We start from the raw sequence: 6,377 nt of genomic DNA on the forward strand, positions 1-6,377 counted from the left end.
GCCGGGGCGGTCGAGGACCGGTTCGTGGTGAAGAGCCCGGACGCCCGGGTCACGGGGTTGTGGCCCGTCGGCGACGCGGTGAACTACGTCGCCGAGCACCGGTGACCGCCGCCGGGACGGCTCTTCGACGGGGGCACCCACGTCGCATAGTGACACCCGGCGCCGGCGCCGCCGGCGTTGCCGGTGGGCCGCCGCCACGCCATGGCTGATGCCCCGTACCCGAGCCCCGGAGAGCCACCGATGACGACGGAGCCGACTGCCCCGCCCCTTCCGCGCGAACCGCTCGGCGATTCGCACCTGCGCCGCCTGATCGCGGGTCAAGGGCTGGCGGCCGTGGTCGATGCGCTGTTCATCGTCTGGCTCACGCTCTTCGTGCTCGACCTGTCGGAACCCGGAATCGCCACGGGGTTGGTTCTGGTGGCCGTGGCGCTGCCGCGAGCGGTGCTCCTGCCTCCTGCGGGAGTACTGGTCGACCGCCTCGGTCCCGCCCGTGTCGTGGCCGGCGCCGCCTGGCTCCGGGTCGCCGTCCTGCTCGCCCTCGGCGCCCTGGTCACCTTCACCTCACCGTCGTTGACGACGGTCGCGCTGCTCGGCGGGCTGCTCGGCGCCGCCGACGCCGCGTACTTCCCGGCGGCCCTGGCGTTGCTACCCGCCGTCGTGCCGACCGACAAGCTCTCCCGGGTCAACGGTCTGGTGCAGGGCGCGGAGTCGGGGGGCGATCTGGTCGGCCCGGCGGTGGCCGCCGGATGCATCGCCGCAGTCGGCTTCGCCGCGACGCTCGGTGGGATCGTGGCGATGGCCGCGTTGGCCGCCGTCGTCCTCAGCACGCTGATCCGGGTGGTACGGCGCGGCGAAGGTGCCGGGGTCGACGCCGGTCCGGCCGCCGTCGACGGCGAGCAGTTCAGCAGTGCGCGTGCCCTCGGCGTGGGCTTGGGATACGCCTGGCACGAACCACTGGTGCGAGGGATGCTGGCCGCCATCGCCCTGATCAACATCGCGGTCGTGGGCCCCGTGCTCGTGGGCGGCGCGGTGCTCGCCGATCAACGCCTCGGCGGCGCGGGATCCCTGGGCGTCGTGCTCTCCGGTTTCGGTGCCGGCTCACTGGCCGGCTCGCTGATGGCCGGGTGGCGGCCGCCCGCCCGGCGCGGCCGGACCGTGGTCGGCGGTGTCGCGGCGATCGGCGCAGGCATGGCCGCACTCGCCGCCGTCACCCACGTCGTCGCCGCAACGGCGGTGGTCTCGCTGATCGGCCTCGGATCCGGGTTCCTCGGAGTGGTCGTCGTGGCCACTCTGCAGGAGCGGGTGCCCGAGCAACTGCTGGGCCGAGTGCTCAGTCTCGTCGTGCTGGCCACGGTGGCGTTCGACCCGTTCTCCTACGTGATCGCCGGCGCCCTGCTCCCCTACGGCACGACGGCCCTGTTCCTGGTCTGCGGCAGCGCCGTCCTGGCGTGCGCCGGCCTGGTCGCCACGAGCCCGGCGATCCGCTCCCTGCGTTGACCGTGTCGATCACCGGTCATCCGCCGATCACCGGGCCCGGCCGAGGCCCCCGTCGACGAAGATCTGCGCGCGGTCGCGGCACGTGGGTCGAGGCGAGTCTCTTCGAGTGAAAATCCGAGGCAAGGCCGCCTGAGCGGCGCTTCGCCGACTATTGAACGGTCTTCCGACCATATGTTTAACTCCGGCGCTCACAGCGGCGGTGCTCGTGCCCGGAGTGCAATCCCACGTGCCACAGACCACGAAGCCAAGAGGACCAGTCATGCGCTCCACCCGCCGCGTTCTCGCCGCTTCAATCGTGGCGGCCTCCGCCTCAGCCTTCGGCCTGACCGTCCTCTTCATGGGCGGGACGTCCCAGAGTTCCGATGCCACGCAGGTCCGCACGGTCAACGCCCTCGGCACCTCGCAGAGCGAAGCCGAATCATCCTGGTCACCCTCCACCGATCCGGACTCGGACGACTCGGTACCCCGTTGCTTCAGCTACGGCGGCCCCTACTGCGGCTGGGTGAGAACGTACTGGGGCGGCTGCGACAGGGACTGGGGCCTGAGCTACGGGTTCAAAGACCCCGACGTGCTCTGCCCCCACGACCCCCGCCCGAGCCCCTCGGCCACGGCCAGTCCCTCGGCAACGTCGAGCGCCTCGGCCAAGCCCAGCCCCTCCGCCAAGCCCAGTTCCTCCACCAAGCCCAGTTCACCAGCCTCACCCAGCCCGTCCGCCACGCCCACCGGCGCTCGACCACAGCCGGCCCCTCAGCCGTACCCGAGCCGCTCGGACGAGCTCAGCCCCTCCGCCACGCCCAACCGCTCGGACGAGCTCAGCCCCTCGGCCACGCCCGCTTCCCCAGCCGTACCCAGCCCCTCGGCCACCCCCAACCGCTCGGACGAGCTCAACCCCTCCGCCGTGCCCAGCCCCTCGGCCACGCCCGGTTCCCCGGCCGCGCCCAGCGCTCCGGGCGAACTCAGTCCCTCGGCGGAGCCCAGCCCCTTCGCCGGAAGCAGCAGCTCCTTCTCATGAGCCCCGTCGGGCCGTAGGAGAGAGTCGGCGATTCGCCGACCTGATGACGGACCTGGAACTGGACACCTCCTACGGCCACCACCTCCCCGTCGCACCCGCCGACGTGCTCGCCGGCCCGGTCGAGGTCGAGGTGCCCCGAGACCGTGAGGGCAGCTTCCATGGTCCGCCGGCGCCGTGTCCGTGGTGGCATGAGGTATCCACCGACGCGTTCCAGTCCGCGTTCATCGATGCGGACACGGCGTTCGGGAACTGGTTCGACTCGCCGGCCGGGCCGTCGTGTCGGCCGGGCCGGCGGCTACTCGCGGTTCAAGAAGAAGGGCCGGGCCCGGGCGGAGAAGGTGGGCATGGGGAAGGTCCTTTCCACGTCAGCTGAAGAGGGCTTCGAGCAGTTCCAGGGAGAGCGGGACGTCCGCCAGCCGGTAGCCGGCCGGCGGCTCGCGGTGCATGAGGTGGCGCACCAGGTAGTCCCAGCGGCGTCGGGCGACGTAGCCGCTGCGACCGAGGAAGCTGTGCTCGACGCCGGGGACTATCAGCAGGTCGAAGTCCTTGTTCGCGGCGATCAGCGCGTCGACCAGCCGCATCGTCAGATGCGGTGTCACGTTGTCGTCCATGTCGCCGTGGACGAGCAGTAGTTTGCCGACCAGGTTCCCGGCCAGCTCGGTGTTGGACAGCCGGGCCCCGGCGTCCGGGTCGAACGGTCCGTCGTAGGCCTCGGCCCACAGCGCGTGGTAGTGGCGGTTGTCGTGGTTGCCGGCCTCGGCCACGCCGACCTTGTAGAAGTCGGGGAACGCCAGGAGGGCGCGGGCGGTGGTGAATCCCCCGCCGGAGACGCCGAAGACGCCGACCCGGTCCAGGTCCAGCCACGGACGCGCCTGCGCGAGTTGGCGCAGCGCCGCGACATGGTCTTCGAGCGCGCCCGCGCTGCCCATGTTGCGGTGGGCGTGATCGTGGAAGGCCTTGTCCCGGCCGGGCGTTCCGCGGCCGTCGACGGCCAGCACCGCGAAGCCCAGCGCCGCCACCGCCTCGGCGTCGTAGCCGTAGGTGCCCGGGTCGAAGGAGGCCGCCACCCGGTGGATCTGCGGGCCCGGGTAGGGGTGGTCGATCACCGGGTAGCGCTGCGCGGCGTCGAAGCCGTGGGGCTTGTAGAGGACGCCGTAGATCTCGGTGACGCCGTCGGCGGCCAGGGTCCTGACCCGCTCCGGCGGTGTCCAGCCGGCGGCCAGCAGCGGTGTGATGTCGGCCTGTTCCAGCTCGACCAGCACGGCTCCGCCCCGGTCACGCACGGTGATCGTCGGCGGGGTGTCGACGGTCGACGCGGAGTCGACGAACCAGCGGCCGTGTTCCGGCGCGGTGATCACGTGGTCCAGATCGTCGTCGGTGAGCTTGGCGATCCCGCCGCCGTCCAGGCCGACCCGGACCAGCGACCGTCGGTACGGGTCGGCCTGGACCAGTCCTGAGACGACGGCGTACGCGACCCGTTCCGCCTCGTCGACGTGCACGATCTGCTGCACCGCGAACGGCCCTCGGGTGAGCTGTTCGACCAGCTCCCCGTCCTCGTAGCGGTACAGGTGCCCCCAGCCGTCGCGCTGGGAGTACCACAGCGTCTCGCGGCCGCCGGCGAGCACGTGCACGATCGGCTTCTGGGTGATCTCCTGCGCGGCCTCCACCCGCGTGTCGCCGTGCTCCTCGACCAGGGTGCGCACCTCGCCGGTCGCCGGGTCGAGTGCGTGCAGCCGCAACGTCCGGAGGTCACGGGGCTGATCCAGGTAGTAGACGGCCGTGCTGTCCTTGGCCCACCACGCCTTCTTCAGCGTGACAGGTGACATGTAGGGCAGCAGGAACGGGTCGGTCTTGGCGGGTGTCGCGGTCCGGGACGCGACGTCGAAGACGATCCACTCGCCGCAGGTCATCGGCTCGCCGGGGACCGGGTAGTGGTAGCTGCGCAGGCGCGGCCGGCCGCCATCCGGCGGGACGGCTTCGACCAGGTGCATCAGGGCGACATCGCTCTGGTCGGTGCGGTGGGTGAGGATGCGCGCCGAGTCCGGCGACCACAGCAGCGCCGGCGGCATGTCCGCAAGACCGAGCTTGCCGAGCAGGTGGGTGGGGACCGCCGCGTCGGGGTGGGCCGCGTAGCTGCGATCCGCGGTGCCGTCGGCGGTGAGCGCGAACTCCTCGCCCGTCTCGGCCGAACGCACCCACAGGTCGTGGTCGCGGCGGAACGCCGCCCACTTCTTGTCCGGCGAGGCGACTTCCAGCGGTGCGGGTTCGGCGTGCTTCTCGTCCCGCGCGCACCGGTAGTCGGCCAGCCGGCAGGTCCAGCGCGCGCCGAACGCGTCGAACGCGACCGTCCCGTCCGCGAACTCGACCGCCCGGAACGGCAGTACGTACGGCTGGACCGGCTGGCCGGCGGCGGACGCCAGCGCGGCGGCGAGTCGTTCGGGGTCGAACGCCGGCCCCCGGGTCCCGGCGGCGGGGTCGACCAGCACGAACTCGCCGCCCCGCTCGGTCTCGACCCGGTACCAGAACCTCTCGCCGCCGCCGATCCAGACGGGCTTCGCCTTGGCCCGCAGGGCGAGCCGGGATCGGTTGTGCAGCAGCATCCGCTCAGCTCGGTCGTAGGCGATGGCGGGGAGTGCGTTCATGGACATCCGGCCTCCTGGAATCAGTCTCGATCCAGGAACAGTACAGCGTACGGTACGCTGATGGAACTGCGGTCCCGAACGAATCAGGAACCCCAATGTCATCGCCCAGACACAAGACAGCGCCCGCTCGCGCACCCCGCGGCACCCTCAGCCCCGAGGCCATCGTCCACGCGGCGATCGAACTGATCGACCGCGACGGACTGGACGCGGTGACCATCCGTCGGCTCGCCGACCACCTCGGCGTCCGCCCGATGTCGCTCTACACGCACTTCCGCGACAAGGACGCGATCCTCCTCGCCGTCACCGCGGAACTGCTGAGCCGATTCCAGTGGCCCGACCCCGACCTCGACGACGTCGCATGGCTCCGGCAGGTGATGCACGCCTACTTCGAGCTGTTCATCACGCACCCGGCCCTCCTGCAGATCAACACCCCCTCCGACGGAGTCGGCGACGTCGAGGCCCGCATGTCCGAACAGATCTACGCCCGCCTGGCGCGACTGCAGGTCGACCACCGGACGGCGATCGGCCTGCTCGCCACGCTGATCCGCTTCGTCCTCGGCTGCGCCACGCTCTACCCCGTCCGCCGGGTCTGGGACGAGGACCCGCAGCACTGGGAACGGGTCCGCCAACAGTGGGCCCGCCTCCCGGCCGAGGTGTACCCGGCGATGCACGCCACCACCGTCGACTTCCCGACCTTCACCCAGCGGGACGTCTTCGAGTTCGGCCTCGACGCCATCCTCGCCTCGCTCCCACGATCGCCCTGACGCCCTGACGCCGGCGGCGCTCATGAGCTGCTCTTCCGTGATTGGGAGACACACCGGTCACCGGGCGCTGCCCCGTAATCCCGAAAACACCACACTCACAAGCTCGTTGACATCTCGCATGAGCCGTCAGCGACGCCCGTCACGCTTCGGTACCACTGATGATGGGACAGGGCCTCTTCAGGGCCGGGCCGTTTCACCGTCGGCCTGGCTGGGGGGTCAGCTGGCGGGGGTGCCGACGATGTTGGTGAGGTCGACCGCGGCCCAACTGCCGTTCGGCTGGAGGGCGGTGAGGTTGATGTGGCCGCCGTTGAGGGAGCTGCGGGAGTAGATGGCGAGCGTGCCGTCGGGGTCGGTGGTGGCGCTGACGGCGCCGTCCGTCACCGGGGTGCCGACCTTGGTGGTGAGGTCGGTGGTCGCCCACTTGTCGGCGGTGTCCTTGTAGGTGATCTGCAAGTGGCCGTT

At 71.3% G+C, this 6,377-nt stretch carries 4 protein-coding genes; 2 read left to right on the forward strand and 2 right to left on the reverse strand.

Annotated features, from left to right (window positions below; translation table 11 throughout):
* The first annotated feature begins 240 nt into the window (after window positions 1-240).
* Complete coding sequence (locus ACFV61_RS33335) at window positions 241-1,497, forward strand: MFS transporter (protein WP_063351934.1); 1,257 nt, start codon at window positions 241-243, stop codon at window positions 1,495-1,497.
* A gap of 1,377 nt (window positions 1,498-2,874) precedes the next feature.
* On the opposite strand, the gene ACFV61_RS33340 is transcribed toward ACFV61_RS33335, so the two are convergent.
* Window positions 2,875-5,157, reverse strand: coding sequence for a DPP IV N-terminal domain-containing protein (locus tag ACFV61_RS33340; protein WP_380495782.1), 2,283 nt, complete (start codon window positions 5,155-5,157; stop codon window positions 2,875-2,877).
* Window positions 5,158-5,246: 89 nt separating this feature from the next.
* On the opposite strand from ACFV61_RS33340, the gene ACFV61_RS33345 reads away from it, so the two are divergent.
* The gene (locus ACFV61_RS33345; RefSeq protein WP_363367813.1) at window positions 5,247-5,915 is read left to right on the forward strand and encodes a TetR/AcrR family transcriptional regulator; all 669 of its coding nucleotides are present in this window, start codon (window positions 5,247-5,249) and stop codon (window positions 5,913-5,915) included.
* Window positions 5,916-6,131: 216 nt separating this feature from the next.
* Here the strand turns inward: ACFV61_RS33345 and ACFV61_RS33350 are convergent.
* Window positions 6,132-6,377: hypothetical protein (locus ACFV61_RS33350; RefSeq protein ID WP_380495784.1), on the reverse strand; the 246-nt coding region annotated here is incomplete at its 5' end.

Origin of the sequence: Kitasatospora sp. NPDC059817 (assembly GCF_042731835.1) — a bacterium.
Taxonomy (GTDB): domain Bacteria; phylum Actinomycetota; class Actinomycetes; order Streptomycetales; family Streptomycetaceae; genus Kitasatospora.